General features: G+C 67.4%; 16 protein-coding genes. 8 read left to right on the forward strand and 8 right to left on the reverse strand.

Annotated elements, in window-relative coordinates:
* The first annotated feature begins 7 nt into the window (after positions 1-7).
* The 5 genes from ACK4IU_RS01275 (at position 8) to ACK4IU_RS01295 (ending at position 6,731) form a co-directional block, all read left to right on the forward strand.
* Positions 8-922 carry a 3-keto-5-aminohexanoate cleavage protein gene (locus tag ACK4IU_RS01275; RefSeq protein ID WP_409730848.1) on the forward strand — a complete coding sequence of 305 codons (915 nt, stop codon included), beginning with the start codon at positions 8-10 and terminating at the stop codon, positions 920-922.
* 99 nt (positions 923-1,021) lie between these two features.
* Complete coding sequence (locus tag ACK4IU_RS01280; RefSeq protein WP_409730850.1) at positions 1,022-2,509, forward strand: carnitine 3-dehydrogenase; 1,488 nt, start codon at positions 1,022-1,024, stop codon at positions 2,507-2,509.
* A 4-nt stretch (positions 2,510-2,513) separates the two neighbouring features.
* On the forward strand, positions 2,514-3,677 hold the full coding sequence (locus ACK4IU_RS01285; protein ID WP_409730851.1) for an acyl-CoA dehydrogenase family protein: 1,164 nt from the start codon (positions 2,514-2,516) through the stop codon (positions 3,675-3,677).
* A gap of 262 nt (positions 3,678-3,939) precedes the next feature.
* Entirely contained in the window at positions 3,940-5,928 is a 1,989-nt protein-coding gene (locus tag ACK4IU_RS01290) for an acetate--CoA ligase family protein (protein WP_409730853.1), read from the forward strand.
* Positions 5,928-6,731: a carnitinyl-CoA dehydratase gene (locus tag ACK4IU_RS01295; RefSeq protein ID WP_409730854.1), complete on the forward strand. Its 804-nt coding sequence runs from the start codon at positions 5,928-5,930 to the stop codon at positions 6,729-6,731. The genes ACK4IU_RS01290 and ACK4IU_RS01295 overlap by 1 nt, the downstream gene beginning before the upstream one ends.
* 5 nt (positions 6,732-6,736) lie before the next feature.
* On the opposite strand, the gene ACK4IU_RS01300 is transcribed toward ACK4IU_RS01295, so the two are convergent.
* Positions 6,737-7,054: an antibiotic biosynthesis monooxygenase family protein gene (locus ACK4IU_RS01300; protein ID WP_149588268.1), complete on the reverse strand. Its 318-nt coding sequence runs from the start codon at positions 7,052-7,054 to the stop codon at positions 6,737-6,739.
* 51 nt (positions 7,055-7,105) lie between these two features.
* Between ACK4IU_RS01300 and ACK4IU_RS01305 the strand changes: the two genes are divergently transcribed.
* The gene (locus ACK4IU_RS01305) at positions 7,106-7,294 is read left to right on the forward strand and encodes a hypothetical protein (RefSeq protein ID WP_149588267.1); all 189 of its coding nucleotides are present in this window, start codon (positions 7,106-7,108) and stop codon (positions 7,292-7,294) included.
* 3 nt (positions 7,295-7,297) lie between these two features.
* On the opposite strand, the gene ACK4IU_RS01310 is transcribed toward ACK4IU_RS01305, so the two are convergent.
* The 6 genes from ACK4IU_RS01310 to ACK4IU_RS01335 form a co-directional block, all read right to left on the reverse strand.
* Positions 7,298-8,434, reverse strand: a complete 1,137-nt coding sequence (locus ACK4IU_RS01310) for a primosomal protein N' (replication factor Y) - superfamily II helicase (RefSeq protein ID WP_409730857.1) — start codon at positions 8,432-8,434, stop codon at positions 7,298-7,300.
* A 6-nt stretch (positions 8,435-8,440) separates the two neighbouring features.
* Positions 8,441-9,544 carry an SPFH domain-containing protein gene (locus ACK4IU_RS01315; RefSeq protein ID WP_409730859.1) on the reverse strand — a complete coding sequence of 368 codons (1,104 nt, stop codon included), beginning with the start codon at positions 9,542-9,544 and terminating at the stop codon, positions 8,441-8,443.
* Positions 9,545-9,563: 19 nt separating this feature from the next.
* On the reverse strand, positions 9,564-10,502 hold the full coding sequence (locus ACK4IU_RS01320) for a DUF2927 domain-containing protein (protein ID WP_409730861.1): 939 nt from the start codon (positions 10,500-10,502) through the stop codon (positions 9,564-9,566).
* 16 nt (positions 10,503-10,518) lie between these two features.
* Positions 10,519-11,691 carry a toxic anion resistance protein gene (locus ACK4IU_RS01325; RefSeq protein WP_409730863.1) on the reverse strand — a complete coding sequence of 391 codons (1,173 nt, stop codon included), beginning with the start codon at positions 11,689-11,691 and terminating at the stop codon, positions 10,519-10,521.
* Between the two features lie 17 nt (positions 11,692-11,708).
* Positions 11,709-12,572 carry a 5-bromo-4-chloroindolyl phosphate hydrolysis family protein gene (locus ACK4IU_RS01330; protein WP_409730865.1) on the reverse strand — a complete coding sequence of 288 codons (864 nt, stop codon included), beginning with the start codon at positions 12,570-12,572 and terminating at the stop codon, positions 11,709-11,711.
* Positions 12,573-12,775: 203 nt separating this feature from the next.
* Positions 12,776-13,819: a pseudouridine synthase gene (locus tag ACK4IU_RS01335; RefSeq protein WP_409730867.1), complete on the reverse strand. Its 1,044-nt coding sequence runs from the start codon at positions 13,817-13,819 to the stop codon at positions 12,776-12,778.
* A gap of 77 nt (positions 13,820-13,896) precedes the next feature.
* Here ACK4IU_RS01335 and ACK4IU_RS01340 point away from each other — a divergent pair, with 77 nt between their 5' ends.
* The gene (locus ACK4IU_RS01340; RefSeq protein WP_409730869.1) at positions 13,897-14,364 is read left to right on the forward strand and encodes a nucleoside deaminase; all 468 of its coding nucleotides are present in this window, start codon (positions 13,897-13,899) and stop codon (positions 14,362-14,364) included.
* An 88-nt stretch (positions 14,365-14,452) separates the two neighbouring features.
* Here the strand turns inward: ACK4IU_RS01340 and ACK4IU_RS01345 are convergent, their stop codons facing one another.
* Complete coding sequence (locus ACK4IU_RS01345) at positions 14,453-15,151, reverse strand: metal-dependent hydrolase (protein WP_409730871.1); 699 nt, start codon at positions 15,149-15,151, stop codon at positions 14,453-14,455.
* A gap of 68 nt (positions 15,152-15,219) precedes the next feature.
* Here ACK4IU_RS01345 and ACK4IU_RS01350 point away from each other — a divergent pair, with 68 nt between their 5' ends.
* The gene (locus ACK4IU_RS01350) at positions 15,220-15,891 is read left to right on the forward strand and encodes a ceramidase domain-containing protein (protein WP_409730872.1); all 672 of its coding nucleotides are present in this window, start codon (positions 15,220-15,222) and stop codon (positions 15,889-15,891) included.
* The last annotated feature ends 13 nt before the right edge of the window (positions 15,892-15,904 follow it).

Below are 15,904 nucleotides of genomic sequence, written 5' to 3' on the forward strand. Positions count from 1 at the left end.
GTCCGCGATGCCGCTGAACATGAACAAGGAAGTCTTCATCACCTGCGCCGTCACCGGCTCGGGCGGGACGCAGGACCGCTCGCCCCATGTGCCACGGTCCCCCAAGCAGATCGCCGACAGCGCGATCGCTGCGGCAAAGGCGGGCGCGGCGGTGGTGCATTGCCATGTGCGCGACCCCGAGACGGGCAAGCCCAGCCGCAAGCTGGAATACTACCGCGAGGTGACGGAGCGCATCCGGGATTCGGATACCGACGTGGTGCTGAACCTGACCGCGGGCATGGGCGGCGACATGTATTTCGACGGCACCGAGAAGATGACAGAGATGGCAGCCATCTCGGACATGTGCGGGGCCGAGGAGCGGGTGGCCCATATCGTCGAGTGTCGGCCCGAGATCTGCACGCTGGACTGCGGCACGATGAACTTTGCCGAGGCCGACTATGTGATGGTCAACACGCCGGGCATGCTGCGCGACATGGCCCGGCGGATGACGGCGGCGGGCGCGCGCATCGAGATCGAGGCCTTCGACACCGGGCATCTGTGGCTGGCAAAGCAGCTGGTGTCGGAAGGCGTGATCCCCGAGCCGGTGCTGGTGCAGCTGTGCATGGGCGTGCCGTGGGGCGCGCCGGATGACCTGAACACCTTCATGGCGATGGTGAACAACGTGCCCCAGGGCTGGCATTTCAGCGCCTTCGGCCTTGGCCGCAACGAGATGGCCTATGTCGCCGCCGCGACCCTTGCCGGCGGGAACGTCCGTGTGGGGCTGGAGGACAACCTCTGGCTGGAGAAGGGGGTCCTGGCGACCAACGCCCAGCTGGTCGAACGCGCGGCGACGATCATCGAGAACATGGGCGCGCGGGTCATCACCCCGGCCGAGGTGCGGGCGAAACTCAAGCTGGAAAAGCGGGCGCCGGTGGCGAAGTAGGGTGGCCGGCGGCGCCCGGGGGAACCTGTGCCTCGGGCGGGGATATCTGGGCCAGTATGAAAGGGAAGCCCTCGAGGCGGGGGCCGGGAGAGGACTGACATGGTGCGCAAGGCGGCAATCATCGGGGGTGGGGTCATCGGCGGCGGCTGGGCCGCGCGGTTCCTGTTGAACGGCTGGGACGTGGGCGTCTTCGACCCCGACCCCGAGGCGGAACGCAAGATCGCCGCCGTGCTGGCGAACGCGCGGGCGGCGCTGCCGGCCCTGTCGGACGTGCCCATGCCGCCCGAAGGCAAGCTCACCTTCCACGGCACCATCGGCGAGGCGGTCGAGGGCGCGGAATACGTGCAGGAGTCGGTCAGCGAGCGGATCGAGCTGAAGCACAAGGTCTATGCTCAGTTGCAACAATCGAACCCTGGCGTGCTGATCGGCTCGTCTACGAGCGGATTCAAGGCCAGCGACTTGCAGAAATCGAGCGTTGCGCCGGAAAACATCATCGTCGCGCATCCGTTCAACCCGGTCTATCTGCTTCCGCTTTCCGAAATCTCCGGCTCTGCTGCCAACCCGCCCGAGGTGGTCGAGAAGACCGTGCAGATCATGAAGGACATCGGGATGTTCCCGCTGGTGATCCGGCACGAGATCGACGCCTTCATCGGCAACCGCTTTCTGGAGGCCGTCTGGCGCGAGGCCTTGTGGATGCTGAAGGACGGCATCGCCACGACCGAGGAGATCGACGAGGCGATCCGCATGGGCTTTGGCCTGCGCTGGGGGCAGATGGGCCTGTTCGAGACCTACCGCATCGCCGGGGGCGAGGCCGGGATGCGGCATTTCATGGCCCAGTTCGGCCCGGCGCTGAAATGGCCCTGGACGAAGCTCATGGACGTGCCCGAGTTCAACGACGAACTCGTGGACCTGGTGGCCAGCCAGTCCGACGCGCAGTCCGGGATGTATGGCATCCGCGAACTCGAACGCATCCGCGACCGGAACCTGGTTGGCTTCCTGCGCGCGCTGAAGGAGCGGAACTGGGGCGCGGGCAAGGTGCTGAAAGAGCACGACGAACGCCGCGCGGCGGCCTTCAACGCCGAGATGCAGAAGGGCCTCGACACCGGCGCGAAACCCGCGGCCTTGGTCATGTGGCAGGGCCAGGTCCTGCCGGGCTGGATCGACTACAACGGCCACATGACCGAAAGCCGCTATCTCTTCGCCTGCTCCGAGACGGTCGACAACTTCCTGCGGCTGATCGGCGCGGGGATGGACTACGTGGCGGCAGGGCACAGCTACTATACCGCCGAAACCCATATCCGCCATCTGGGCGAAGCGAAGCTGGGCGACCAGCTGCGCGGCGAGCTGCAGATCATTTCGGCCGACGAAAAGCGGTTCCGCAGCTTTGTCTGGATCAAGCGCGGTCAAACCTGCGTGGCGACGGTCGAACAGCTGTGCCTGCACGTCGACATGAAGGCGGGCAAGACCGTGCCGGCGGCGCCCGAAGTCTGGCGGAACCTCAAGGCTATCGCCGACGCCCATGCCGGCCTGCCCCTGCCCGAGGGCGCCGGCCGCGCCGTCGGCCAGAAGAACCAGAAGAAGGAGTAGCGCGATGGATTTCGGCCTTACCGAAGAACAGCGGATGATCGTCGACACCACGCGCGCCTTCGTGGAGACCGAGCTTTACCCGCACGAGCAGATGGTCGAACGCAGCGGCCACCTGCCGCTGGAGCTGATCCGGGAGATCCAGCAGAAGGCCATGGCGGCGGGGCTTTATGCCGCCAACATGCCGGTCGAGGTGGGCGGAGCGGGGCTCGATACCCTGTCCTGGCTTCTCTACGAAAAGGAACTGGGCCGCGCGAACTATGCGCTGCACTGGACCTGCGTGGCGCGGCCCTCGAACATCCTGCTGGCCGGCAATGCCGACCAGCGCGAGCGTTATCTGATGCCCTGCATCCGGGGCGAGACCTGGGATTGCCTCGCAATGACCGAACCCGGCGCGGGATCAGACCTGCGGGGGATGAAGGCCTCGGCCCGGGAGGAGGGCGGCGACTGGGTGCTGAATGGGACGAAGCATTTCATCAGCCATGCCGATCTGGCCGGTTTCGCCATCGTCTTCATGGCGTCGGGCGAGGAACGGACCCCGCGCGGGCCGAAGAAGTTGATCACGGCGTTTTTCGTGGACAAGGGCACGCCCGGCTTCACGGTGCGCGAGGGCTATCGCAACGTCAGCCACCGCGGCTACACCAACGCGGTCCTCGAATTCGACGATTGCCGGGTGCCGGCGGCCAACGTGCTGGGCGAGGTGCACAAAGGCTTCGAGGTGGCGAACTCCTGGCTCGGCGCGACGCGCCTGCAGGTGGCCTCGACCTGCCTGGGGCGGGCCGAGCGGGCGCTGGGCCATGCGATTTCCTATGCGGCGGAACGGAAGCAGTTCGGCCAGCAGATCGGCAAGTTCCAGGGGATCAGCTTCAAGCTCGCGGACATGGCGATGGAGCTTAAGGCGGCGGAACTGCTCACGCGCGAGGCTGCCTGGAAATACGACCAGGGCACGGTGACCGAGGCGGACATGTCGATGGCGAAGCTCAAGGCGACCGAGGTCCTGGCCCATATCGCCGACGAGGCCATCCAGATTCACGGTGGCATGGGGCTGATGGACGAACTGCCGCTGGAACGGATCTGGCGCGATGCCCGGGTGGAGCGGATCTGGGAAGGCACCTCGGAAATCCAGCGGCACATCATCAGCCGCGAACTGTTGCGGGCGGTCGGGGGCTGAAGCGTCGGAGCGAGGGGTTTCACACCCCTCGCGCTCCCCGTGGGATATTTGGGAACAGAAGAAGCAACGAAATGTTAACCTCGACTCGCCACAGTTGGGTCACGGTACAGGCGGGGACGCCGATGACCGTAACGGGAGAAGGCGCCTCGTCCGGTAAGGCCGGGCGAGGCGTTGCTGTCTTTGGCTCTTTCTTCTGTTCTCAAATATCCCGGGGGTCCGGGGGCTGGCCCCCGGCGCTTGATGCCGCAAGGCGAGGCCGCGCATGAGCCGCCTCGACCGCCTGCTCCGCCCGCGCCACATCGCCGTCCTGGGCGCCGGCTGGGCGCTGAACGTGATCGAGCAGTGCCGCAAGATGGGGTTCCAGGGGCCGGTCCGGCCGGTGCATCCGACCAAGGCGGAAATCGGGGGCCTCAAGGCCTATCCGAGCCTTGCCGACCTGCCCGAGGCCCCCGATGCCACCTTCATCGGCGTCAACCGCTTTGCCACACTTGACGTGGTGGCCGAGCTTGCCGCGATGGGGGCGGGGGGCGCGATCTGTTTCGCCTCGGGCTGGACCGAGGCGGGCGAGCCCGGGTTGCAGGACCGGCTGGTCGCTGCGGCGGGGGACATGCCGATCCTGGGTCCGAACTGTTACGGCGTCATAAACTACCTAGACGGCGCGCTTCTCTGGCCGGACCAGCATGGCGGCGTCCGGGTGGAAAAGGGTGTGGCGCTGGTCAGCCAGTCGTCGAACATCGTCATCAATATGGGCATGCAGCAGCGCGGGCTGCCGGTGGCCTATGTCGCCTGCCTGGGCAATGCCGCCGTGGTGGGCCTGGCCGAGCTGACCGGGGCGCTGCTGGACGATCCGCGCGTCACCGCCGTCGGGCTGTATATCGAGGGGATCGACGATGCCCCCGCCTTCGCCGCGCTGGCCGAGAAGGCGCGCGCGATGGGCAAGGGTGTGGTGGCGATCAAGTCGGGGAAGACCGAATTGTCGCGGACGGCTGCGGCTTCGCACACGGCTTCGCTTGCGGGCGGAGGGGCGGCGTCCTCGGCCTTCCTGCGGCAGATCGGGGTGGCAGAGGTCAACACGCCTTCGGAACTTATCGAGACGCTGAAGATCTTCCACGTCCACGGGCCGCAGATCGGGACGCGGATCTGTTCGCTGTCCTGTTCGGGGGGCGAGGCGGGGCTGGTGGCGGACCTGGCGGCGCCGTTCGGGCTGGACTTCCCGCCGGTGCCGGCGGCCACGCACGACCGGCTGTTCGCCGTGCTGGGCGAGATCCCGACGATCAGTAACCCCCTGGATTACCACACCTTCATCTGGGGCGACGGGCCGAAGACCACCGAGGTCTTCAGCGCCATGCTCGACGCCTATGACGCGGGGCTCTACATCATCGACAGCCCGCGCGCCGACCGCTGCAATCCTTCTGGCTATGATCCGGCCTTCCGGGCGATCATCGCGGCGCAGAAGGCCACCGGCAAACCTGCCTTCCCTGTCGCCTCGATGGCCGAAAACTTCGGCGAGGGGCGCGTGCAGGCGATGATGGCGGAGGGCGTCTGCGCTCTGTTGGGGCTGGAGACGGCGCTGGCGGCGGTCAGGGCGGCGCAGACCCCGCCGGGGGTGGAGGGCTGGCGGCCGGTGGCTGCGCTGTCCCTGCGCGAGACGCGGATGCTGACGGAGGCGGAGGGCAAGGCGCTGCTGTCCGGGGCAGGTGTCGCGGTGCCGGGGTCGGCGACCGGGGCGACGATCGCCGAAGTCGCCGCAAAGGTGCGTTTCGCCGCCCCCTACGTCTTGAAAGGCCTTGGCTTTGCGCACAAGACCGAGGCCGGGGCGGTGCGGCTGGGGCTCACCTCGCTGGAGGGGCAGGCAGACATGCCGGGGGCAACCGGGTATCTTGTCGAGGAGATGGTGACAGGGGCGGTGGCCGAAATCCTGCTCGGCCTGCGCCGCGACCCGGTCTATGGGGTGACGCTGACGCTGGGGATGGGGGGAGTGACGGCCGAGGTCCTGGCCGACACGGTGACGCTCGTCCTGCCGGTGACCGAGGCGCAGGTGCTGGAGGCGGCGAAGGGGTTGCGGCTCTGGCCGCTGCTCGACGGCTATCGGGGCCGGCCCAGGGCCGACATGCGGGCGGTCGCCGAGATCGCCGTTCGGCTTGGCGCGGTGATGCTGGCGGACGACAGCCTTGAGGAAATCGAGATCAATCCGGTCATGGTGCGCGAACAGGGCGCCGTGGCGGTGGATGCTTTGGTCAGGAGGGTGTGATGGCCGAGATGCAGATGCGAACCGAGGGTCCGATCCTGACCCGGCGCGAGGGCGCCATCCTGGAGGTCACGCTCGACCGGCCCAAGGCCAATGCGATCGACCTCAAGACCAGCCGGATCATGGGGCTGGTGTTCCGCGACTTCCGCGACGATGACAGCTTGCGCGTCTGCATCCTGCGCGCGGCGGGCGAGAAGTTCTTCTGCCCCGGCTGGGATCTGAAGGCCGCGGCGGATGGCGATGCCGTGGACGGCGACTATGGCGTCGGCGGCTTCGGGGGCCTGCAGGAACTGCCGAACCTCAACAAGCCTGTTATTGCGGCGGTGCAGGGCATCTGCTGCGGCGGCGGGCTGGAACTGGCGCTGTCGGCGGACCTGATCCTGTGTTCGACGAATGCCACCTTCGCCCTTCCCGAAATCCGGTCGGGCACGGTCGCCGATGCCGCCAGCATCAAGCTGCCAAAGCGCATCCCCTATCACGTCGCCATGGACCTTCTGCTGACGGGGCGCTGGTTCGATGCCGAGGAGGCGCATCGCTGGGGTCTCATCAAGGAAATCTGCGCGCCCGAGGACCTATTGGCGAAGGCCTGGGATCTGGCGCGGCTTCTGGAAAGCGGCCCGCCGCTGGTCTATGCGGCGATCAAGGAGATAGTGCGCGAGGCCGAGGACATGCGGTTTCAGGACGCGCTGAACCGGATCACCAAGCGGCAGTTCGCCACGGTTGACCGGCTGTATTCCAGCGAGGACCAGCTGGAGGGCGCCCGCGCCTTTGCCGAAAAGCGCGATCCGGTCTGGAAGGGGCGGTAGGGGCGTCAGAACACGCCCGTCACCTCGTACATCACCGGCTCGAACCCGCGGCAGAGCTCGTTGATCCGGCGGTTCCTCTCGCGCATCTCCGGGGTGCGCAGCATGGCCTGGTAATCCTCGCGCGAGCGCCACTGGGAATAGTTGCAGATGCGCGTCCGGGCGTCGTTCATGTGCAGTCCTGCCGCGATGAAGCCGGGCTGGCGGCTGATGCAGTCGCGGTAGGCGGCTTCCAGCGCCTCGGCCAGGTCGAAGGCCATGGCCGGGGTGGTCTCGAAGGTGGTGATGACGGTTTGTCCTTGGAAATCCTTGACAATCTGGGGCATGTCGTCCTCCCTTGACCCAGTCAGGATGCCATGAACGGGGGGCCAAGGGCCATGAAATTTCTTGATCCGAACGACCCGTTCTTCCGCCACGCCTGGGTGCGCTGGCTGGTGGTGATCCTGCCGTTGGCCTGGGGCGTGGTCGAGTTCGTCTGGATGCAGGCGCCGTTCTGGGGCGTGATGTTCCTGGCCGCCGGCGCCTATGCGGGCTACATGCTGTTCTTCCAGCGCGACAAGGAATAGGGCTCAGTTCATCCAGTCCGGTTCCGGCAGCCCGAAGGCCTGCGGGTCCGACAGATAGACCGCGCCCAGCGCCAGCGCTGCCACCACCAGCACCGCGAAGGCGATCTTCCAGACCGACCAGGGGCGTTCGCCCTGCACCTCTCCGGTCTGGCCGTTGACGAGGAAGCGGTAGCTTTTCCCGTTGTACTTGTAGGCCGCCATCCAGACCGGCAGAAGGATTTGCTTGAAGGTCTCGTCCGACCAGCGGGTCTCGATCTGGTGGATGCGCTGTTCGTCGCCGCCGATGTCGCGGCGCACGTCGCTGCGGATCACGTTCTCCATCCGGCCGCGCGCCTCGCTGTGGCCCTCGGCCAGGGGCACGGTGTAGCCCTCGGCCTGGAAGCCCGCGAGATAGTCCGGCGCATAGGGCACCAGCGCGCCGAGGTCCCAGGGGGTCAGCTCGTCGCCCAGCCTCTTCGGCAGGCTGCGCGAGGCCATGACCAGCATGTCGTCGAAGTCCCGCGCCACGCGGCCCGAGGCGGGATACCAGCGCGTGCGGCGGACCTGTTCCTGCCGCGTCTCCATCCGGCCGTTGACGCGGACCTGCACGGTCCGCGTTTCGTAATAGTATTCGCCGCGTTCGCCGGTGTAGCGGCTGGCGGTCGCAGCGTCGAAGGTCCAGAAGGGCACATAGATCCCGGTCAGCGCGCGGCCCTTGCGGGCATATTCCAGAAGCGTGCCGGGCGCGAACCAGAGGCTGCCCATCCAGGCGATCATCCGTTGCCGCGCCTCGGACTCGCTGAGAACGAAAGGCACCAGCGCCTGCGGCTTGATGTGGCGTTCGGTCCCGGTATCCAGCACGACCGGCGTGTCGCAGAACGGGCAGGAGGTGGCATGGGTCGCGCCCGTGACCTCGACCTTGGCGCCGCAGCTTGGGCAGGAGGTGGTGCGCACCTCGACCATGTCGGCGCCGGAGAGATCGTTGCGCAGGCCCCGGGCGAGGTCCAGTTCCTGCAACGCGCGCGCGCGACTGCGGGGCGGCTCGGCCGGGATGTCCTGTTCATGGCCGCAGTGGGCGCAGACCAGATGCGTCTGGCCCGGCGCATAGCGCAACTGGGCGCCGCACTGCGAGCAGGGCCAGCGGTATTCGTCCTGCGGCATGGGAAATCAGGGTTTCGGCGGCGGGGGCGGAACCTGGTCCAGAAGGTGGGCAAGCTCGGTCTCGGCGGCCATCTTCCAGCCGTCCTGGCCGGGGGTCCAGACCATGGTCGCTCGGCCAAGCCGACCCTCGGAAGCCATGCGCGCGAGGTCGCCTTCGCCAAAGGGGCCGGAGGTCGCGCCATCGACCGCCAGATGCCATTGCTTGCCCGCGGGCGGCGGCGGAGGAGGAGGAGGCGGTGCGGCGGCCGCGCCGGGCTGCTGCGCGCCCCAGGGCCCCATGTTCCTCGCCATCTCGGCGCCCATGCCCATGCCCATCCCGGCGCCCATGGCGGAACCCATGGCGCTGCCCGGCTGAGACATGCCTTCGGCCGCGTTGAACTGCATGTAGCGGTTGAGGTCGCCCACCACGCCCATCGAGGTGCGCTTGTCCAGCGCCTTTTCCACCTCTTCCGGCAGGCTGATGTTCTCGATGTAGAATTCCGGGATCGACAGCCCGTATTCGGCGACCTGCGGCGTGATCGCATTGGCGATGATCTTGCCGAGGTCCTTCAGGTTCGCCGCCATGTCGAGGACCGGGATGCCGGACTTGGCCAGCACCTGCGAGGCGTCCTGCACGATGATGTTGCGGATCTGGAAGCTGATCTCGTCGGCGGTGAACTCGCCGTCGGTGCCAACGATCTCGGTCATGAACTTGCCGGGGTCGGTCACGCGCATCGAATAGGTGCCGAAGGCGCGCAGCCGAACCGGGCCGAATTCGGGGTCGCGCGCCATGATCGGGTTCTTGGTGCCCCATTTCAGGTCGTTGAAGCGCGTGGTGTTGACGAAATAGATCTCGGACTTGAAGGGCGACTGGAACCCGTGGTCCCAGTGCTGGAGCGTGGTCAGGATCGGCAGGTTGTTGGTTTCCAGCATGTAGAGGCCGGGGCCGAACACGTCGGCCAGCTGGCCTTCGTGGATGAAGACCGCCGCCTGCCCTTCGCGCACCGTCAGCTTGGCGCCATACTTGATCGCCTGGCCGCGCCGGTCGAACCGCCAGACCATCGTGTCGCGCGTGTCATCCAGCCAGGAGATGACGTCGATGAATTCGCCCTTGAGGAAATCGAAGACCATGGGACCCTCCGTTTCTGGATCAACTGTCGCCGCCGGTCAGCCGGCGCGCAAGGGAATTGACGATGGGGCGGGCCTCGGCCGCGGACATGCCGGGGCGAAGCTCGGGGCTGTAGAGGATGCGCAGGAGAAGCTCGTCGTGATCGGTCAAGAGCGCGAATTCCTCGTCGTCGTTGAAGATCGAGGGCCGCGCGCGGGGGGAATCGTTCGGCAGGCCAAGGCCCTGCGTCAGTTCCTCGTGCAGGCATGAGAGGCGCAACAGGTCGGGATGTTCGGCGCGGATCACTGCGAAGGCGCGGGTATAGGCGCCCGTCCGGCTGTCGGCCAGCGCATAGACGAGGCAGTAGGTGGAGCGCGGCATGGCGGTGATTCCGGCGACCTCGGCCGGGCCGAGCCCCGGGAGGGCGGCGCGGATCACGGGCCCCAGCGCCTCGCGTTCGTCTTCCGAGACGAAGTGGATCAGGAAGTTCGGCGCGCGGTCGTCGACCGAGATCGGATGGCCGGTGATCCGCGACAGGCGCGCGGCGAAACTGGCGACGCGCGCCCGGTCGGTGGATTGCCGATCGGGTGGAACCGTGGCGCCGAAGCGCAGGCCGATGCGGATCGGGATTTCCCAGCGCCGCAGGCTGCTTTCGGTCTCTGCCCGCACGAACCCGCCCGCGTCCCGGCGGTATTCGTCGAAGAGCGCGATGCGCATGAAGTTCTCGGCCAGCATCCGGTCGGTGAAGGGTATGTCGGTGCCGGGATCGGTGCGCATCATGCCCTGGGACAGAAGCGATTGCTGCACCTGGGCGTAATAGGCGATGGCGGCCGCGCTTTTCGGCGTGGGCGGAAGCGGTTGCGCCGGAGGTTCCGGCACGGGCGGCAGGGGGCCGTTCCCGGGCGCCGAGGCAATGCAGCCCGCCAAGGCAAGGCACGCGGCGCCGGTCACAAGCGATCTGACTGTTCTTCCGCGTGCCATTCCGTCGCGCCTGGCCTCAGGCCGAAGCCCGCGGCGTGATCTGGCGTGCCTTTGCCGCCGCCAGGGTGTCGCGCAGTTCCGCCTCCATCTTCACCAGTTCGGCTTCGGCCGCCGCGCGCCGCGCCTTGCCCTCGTCGGCGATGGCGAGGCTTTCATTGATCGTGGCGATCAGCGTCGCATTGGCCTCGCGGACCGTCTCGATGTCAAAGACACCGCGCTCCATTTCCTCGCGCACGACCTTGTTCGCCTGTTGCAGGTTCTCGGCGTTCGACTTCAGGAGTTCGTTCGTCAGGTCGTTGGCGTCGCGTACCGCCTCGGCCGCCTCCTTGGAACGCTGGATCGTCACCGCCTGAGCCAGCTGGGTTTCCCACAGGGGCACAGTGTTCACCAGCGTCGAGTTGATCTTGGTGACCAGCGACTTGTCATTTTCCTGCACCAGCCGGATCGAGGGCAGCGACTGCATCGTCACCTGCCGCGTCAGCCGCAGGTCATGCACCCGCCGTTCCAGGTCGTCGCGCGCGGCGCGCAGGTCGCGCAGTTCTTGCGCCTTCATCACCTGATCCGCCTCGGGCGCGGCGGCGACCTCAGCCTCTTTCGCCGGAATCGTGACGCTGTCGGTCTCGGCCAGTTTGGCCTCGCCCGCCGCGATGTACAGGGCGAGTTCGTTGTAGAAGGTCAGCGTCTTGTCATAGAGGATATCCAGGCTCTTGATATCCTTGAGCAGGGTATGCTCGTGGGTCAGGAGTTCGCTGGTGATCCGGTCAATCTGGCCCTGGACTTCCTCGTACTTGGCGACGAACTCGGCGAAGGGCGCGGCGCGGCCCAAAAGGCGTTCCCACCAGCTGGCCTCGCGGCGGAGGTCCAGTTCATCAGTGGCAAAGCCGCGGATGGTGGTGACGATCTTGCGCAGGGAGTCGCCCGCAGGGCCCACATCCTTGTTCTTTACATCCTGCAACATCGCCTGGCTGATGACCTGAAGCTCGGCCTGGGCCGAGGAGCCGAAGGAGATGATCGACTGAGTGCTGGTCAGGTCCACCTCGGCCATGCGCTTGCGGATCGCTTCGGCCTGGGGCGCGGGGGCCTCTTCCAGCGGCACGACCTCGGCCATGGGTTCGGGCAGGATGACGGCGGTCACCTTCTCGACCTCGGTCAGAAGCGCCTGGGCATCGGCTTGGACGGATTCGGACATCGGATTTTCCCTTCAGGTCAATGGTCAAGCTTGAGTCGGTCGCGCAGGACGGCGATCTCGACGTCCAGGTCGCTGCGACTGTTCGTAAGGAAGGTCTTCGACTTTTCTGCGAAGGTCGTTTCGAGATCGGACAAGAGCGTCTCGTAATCCGTGCGCGCTGCGGCATCGCGGCTGCGCGCGTAATGGTCGGCGAACTTCACCGTCGCGTCCCGCGCGCCCATCAGATAGACCGACAGGTACTTGCGCGCGGCCGTCAGGTCGCCCGGGTCGGATTCGATGGTGCGAAACAGGCCACGTGCGGTCGCGGCGAACTGGTCCACCCGCCGCTCCAGGCCCCGGTCGCCCGCGCGCAGGATCGCGTCCTTCATCGCCGCCAGGTGCCGTTCGCCTTCTTCCACCGCCTTTGCCACACGGCCGGTCTGGAAGGCGTCGACGCCCTCCATCCCCTTGTCGGCCATCGGGTCCAGCCCGAAGGCCCCTAGATGCAGGCCTGCGCCGACAAGCGCGAAGAGCAGCGGATAGACGATCCCGTGGTCCGCGATCAGCCCACCGACAAGCAGCGCCGCCCCGGTCAGAACCGCGCCCGCGAGCTTGCGCGGGAAGGCCGGGCGGCGGGCGATCTTGCGGGCGTCGTAGGCGGCCTCGGCCCGTTGCCCCTCGCGCGTGAGCGAGGCGGAAAGGATAAGGAGGCCGCCGGCGGCCAGGCCCATCAACATCTCGCGCGGACCGTCTCCGAAGGCGGGGAACAGGAACAGGAAGGCGGTCAGGAACAGGATGGATGTCCGCCAGCCACCCTTTGGCCGGATGTCGGCCGGGGCAGAGGACTGCGCAGGGGGACGGCTGGACTGGGGCGAATACTTGCCGCCGAAACGCTCGGCCATCATGCGCCCCCGGACCAGGCGACATAGGCAATCAGCATCACCAGAAGCACCAGCGAGAGGTTCCGGAGACCGGTTCCCGACATTGCGTGACCTCCTGCAATTGCGACCCTTTCGACCTTAGCCGAGGAGTTGGTGCCATGCCAGCATTGCCGGGGGGAAATCGGCATCAATTCTCCCCGCAGTTCCACTATGTCGCGGGCCGGTCACGCCTTGCGCGGCCCACCGGGGCGCGGTCCGCCGGTCCGGACAGGTCGGCCGCCCGCAGGTCGGTCGGTGGACTTGCGGGCCGGCGGGCGGGTCGCTTCGGCCCAGGCATCGGACAGCTGGTGCAGTCCTTCGCCCGGCTTCAGCCTGAGCTTCGTCGGCTTTGCGGCCGTATCCGGGGCAGGGCTTCGCGTCGGTTTCGCGGCTGGTCTTGCGGACGCCTTCGGGGCCGGCTTGACCGCGGGTCGGGTCGCCGCCTTTCCTGCCGGCTTTGCCGGTGCGCTGTCCTCGCCAAGCCCCAGCTGGTCGCGCAGGATGCGGGGCTTGACCTCCTCGACCTCGCCCGGCTTCAGCTCGTTCAGGCGGAAGGGGCCGTAGGAGATTCGGATCAGCCGGTTCACCGTCAGGCCGATATGGGACATCGCGCGGCGGATCTCGCGGTTCTTGCCCTCGCGCAGTCCCACGGTCAGCCAGGCGTTGGCGCCCTGGTGGCGGTCGAGCCTGACATCCATCGGCTGGAATTTCTCGCCGTCGATGGTCACGCCCTTGCGCAGCGGTTCCAGGTCCGGGTCGGTGGGGTTGCCCTTGACCCGCACCCGGTATTTCCGCAGCCAGCCGGTCGAGGGGAGTTCGAGGCGCCGCTTGAGTTCGCCGTCATTGGTCAGGAGCAGGAGGCCCTCGGAATTGAGGTCGAGCCGGCCGACCGACATGACGCGGGGCATGTCCTCGGGCAGGTGGTCGAAGACGGTGTCGCGGCCCTTCTCGTCGGCGGCCGAGGTCACGAGGCCCTCGGGCTTGTAGTAGAGCCAGAGGCGGGGCGGTTCGGGCTGGCCCACGGGTTCTCCCCGCACGGTAATCTTGTCCTTTGCGGTCACGTTCAGCGCGGGGGAGGTGATGACGCGGCCGTTGACCTTGACCTCGCCCAGTTCGATCAGCCGCTCCGCCTCGCGGCGCGAGGCGATGCCGGCGCGGGACAGGACCTTGGCGATGCGCTCGCCCTCGGGGGTGTCTGTCGCAGGGGGCTGCTTGTCTTTCGGCGCCATCACGATGATCCTTGGGCGCGGGGTGGCCAGCCCCGGGGGTTTTCCACCCCCGGACCCCCGAGGATATTTGAGGACAGATGAAAGAGCAACGCGAAGGGTTCCGGTCGTTCATGGACCTGGCGCTGGAGGAGGCGCGGGCGGCTGCGGCCAGGGGCGAGGTGCCGGTGGGTGCGGTTGTGGTTCGGGACGGGGCGGTGGTGGCGCGGGCGGGAAACCGGACGCGGGAACTGGCCGATCCCACCGCCCATGCGGAGATGCTGGCGATCCGCGCGGCCTGCGGTGTGCTGGGCTCGGAAAGGCTGGTCGGCTGCGATCTCTACGTCACGCTCGAGCCCTGCCCGATGTGTGCCGCCGCGATCTCGGCGGCGCGGATCGGGCGGCTCTATTTCGGGGCGGCGGACCCGAAGTCTGGGGGCGTGGCGGTGGGGGCGCGGGTGTTCAGCCATCCCCAGTGCCACCACGTCCCCGAGGTCTATGACGGGATCGGGGCGGCGGAGGCCGAGGCGCTGCTGAAGAGGTTCTTTGCCGGACGGCGCGGTCAGTGACCGCGCTGGACATTCCGGCAAATCGCAATGATTCCAAAGACATGGGCGCGGACGTCAGGCATCCGTAAACCATGTCGGGACCGCCGGCTCAGAATGCGATCGGGTCCAGAACATCGTGTTCGATCACCTCGATCCCCGGGGGCAGCCCCGCCCGCAGCGCAGAGGCATCCTGGGCGAGGATCGGGAAGGTCTTGTAGTGGCAGGGGATCACCCAGCGGAAGTTGAAATACTTGCGCGCGGCCCAGGCGGCGCGGTCCATGTCCATCGTGTAGTGCCCGCCGCAGGACAGGATGCCGATGTCGGGCTGGTGGTATTCGGCCATCCAGGCCATGTCGGCCATGATGTCGGTATCGCCCGAGACATAGATCGTGTGCCCCTCGCCCGCGATCATGAACCCGGCGGCCGAGCCCGCGGGCAGAAGGCCCTTGCCGGCAAAGTCGATCGAGGCGGAGTGGACGGCGTTGACCATCGTCACCTTCGCGCCGTTCAGCGTCAGCGTGCCACCCTTGCCGAAGCCCACGGTTTCGACGCCGCCCTGGGCGTTCAGCCATTCCGAGACCTCGTGGATACAATGGACCTTGACCCCCAGCTTGCGCGCCAGACGCGCGGCGTCGGAGGCGTGGTCGCCATGGGCGTGGGTCAAGAGGATATGGGTGCTCCCGGCGACGGCCTCGTCCTCCTTTCCGGCGGGGAAAACCGGGTTGCCGGTGAGCCAAGGGTCGATCAGCAGGACGGCCTCTTCGATCTCGATGCGGAAGCCTGAATGGCCGAGCCAGGTGATCTGCATGGGTCTCTCCTTCTGGTCTTTCGGGATGACGATCCCGACCGGCGCTATCATCTAGGGCTGACGGAGAGATGACAACCATGTTCCAGCCTATCGACGCCTACTGCGAGCGGACCTCGGCCGCCTACTGGGCCGAGCCGGTGAACGCGCTGACGAACGTGGCCTTCCTGGTCGCGGCCCTGATCATGTGGCGGCGGACGGCGGGGTTGCCGCTGGCGCGGGCGATGTGCGGGGTGCTGGGGGTGATCGGGCTGGGGTCGTGGTTGTTCCATACCCATGCCAACCGCCTGACCGCGCTGATGGACGTGCTGCCGATCCTGGGCTTCATCCTGCTTTACCTGCATGCGGCGACCCGCGACCTGCTGGGTCGGCGCGGCTGGTGGCCCTGGATCGCGGTGGCCGGGTTCCTGCCCTATGCCGCGGGCGCCGGGGCGGTGCTCGGGGCGCTGTTGCCGCTGGGGTCTTCGGCCGCCTATGCGCCGATCCCGCCCCTGATCCTGGCCTATGCCTGGGCCGTTGGCCGGGTGGGGCCCGAGACGGGGAGGAAGACGGGGCGGGGGCTGGCGGTGGGGGCGGCGATCCTGATCGTCAGCCTGACCTTCCGCACGCTGGACGGGCCGGTCTGCGAGGCCCTGCCGCTGGGCACGCATTTCCTGTGGCATCTCCTGAACGCGCTGATGCTGGGCTGGATGATCGAGGTCTATCGGCGTCACATGCTTGCGAAGGCCCAGTCCCCCGGCTAAACGGGGCCAAACC

The sequence above is a fragment of the Tabrizicola flagellatus genome (genome assembly GCF_046295235.1).
Taxonomy (GTDB): domain Bacteria; phylum Pseudomonadota; class Alphaproteobacteria; order Rhodobacterales; family Rhodobacteraceae; genus Tabrizicola; species Tabrizicola flagellata_A.